This is a genomic window from Mycobacterium attenuatum (assembly GCF_900566085.1).
Taxonomy (GTDB): domain Bacteria; phylum Actinomycetota; class Actinomycetes; order Mycobacteriales; family Mycobacteriaceae; genus Mycobacterium; species Mycobacterium attenuatum.
The window spans coordinates 1-1,215 of the sequence record NZ_UPHT01000186.1 but is presented as its reverse complement, the minus strand read 5'-3'; the positions used below and the strand labels follow the sequence as shown (position 1 = coordinate 1,215).

1 protein-coding gene is annotated in these 1,215 nt (G+C 67.7%); it reads left to right on the top strand.

Features of this window, described 5'->3' with window-relative positions; genetic code table 11:
* The coding region (locus EET13_RS29100) for an HNH endonuclease signature motif containing protein (RefSeq protein WP_136623306.1) at positions 1 to 1,215 on the top strand (1,215 nt) is incomplete at both ends.

Below are 1,215 nucleotides of genomic sequence, written 5' to 3'. Positions count from 1 at the left end.
CGCGCTCGACGCGGATCTGGATCGTTTGTGTGAGTTGTCTTTTGACGTGCTCACCACCCCCGAGCGAATGCGCGCCCTGGAGCGCCTGGAAAGCTTGGCGCGCCGGCTGCGGACACCGCAGCACACGCTGATCAATCAGCTCGGCGCGCAGGCCGGCGAGGAAGAACTGGGCGCCAAACTGCGTTCGGCGCTGGCCGATCGGTTGCGTATCACCAAGTCCGAAGCGAGCCGGCGCATCGACGAAGCGGCTGACCTCGGGCAACGGCGGGCGCTCACCGGTGAGCCATTGGCGCCGCAGTTGACCGCGACCGCGGCCGCCCAGCGCGACGGGCTCGTTGGTGACGGTCATATCAAGGTGATCCGCGGCTTTTTCGCCCACCTGCCCGCCGAGGTGGACCTGGCAACCCGGGAGGCCGCCGAAGCCGACCTGGCCCGCAAAGCCTGCGGGTATCGCCCCGACGAGTTGGCCACATACGCCCAACGGATCATGGATTGGCTTAACCCCGACGGGGAATGTCGCGACCAGGAGCGGGCCCGCAAGCGCGGGATCATGCTGGGCAGGCAGGAATTCGACGGGATGTCGCGCCTCAGCGGCATGCTGACCCCGGAGTTGCGCGCGGCCGTGGAGGCCGTGTTGGCCAAGCTGGCCGCCCCCGGGGCGTGCAACCCCGATGACCAAACACCGGTCGTGGATGAGACGCCCGAGGAGCAGGCGGTGCGCCGTGACACCCGCAGCCAGGCGCAACGCAACCACGACGGCGTCCTTGCCGGACTGCGTGCGCTGTTGGCGTCGGGGGAGTTGGGCCAACACAATGGGCTTCCGGTGTCGATCGTGGTGACCACCACGCTGCAGGACCTGGAATCGGCCGCCGGCAAGGGCCTGAGCGGCGGGGGCACGCTGTTGCCGATGAGCGATGTGATCCGCCTGGCCAGCCACGCGCACCACTACCTGGCCATTTTCGATCGCGGCAAGGCCCTGGCGCTGTATCACACCAAACGGCTGGCGTCCCCCGCGCAGCGAATCATGCTCTACGCCAAGGACCGAGGATGCACGAAACCGGGATGCGATGCCCCCGCCTACCACAGCCAAGTCCACCACGTCCAAGGCTGGAAGGCCACCGGCCGCACCGACATCGACGAGCTGACCCTGGCCTGCGGAGTCGACAACCGACTCGTCGAAAAAGGCTGGACCACCCGCAAAAACACCCACGGCGA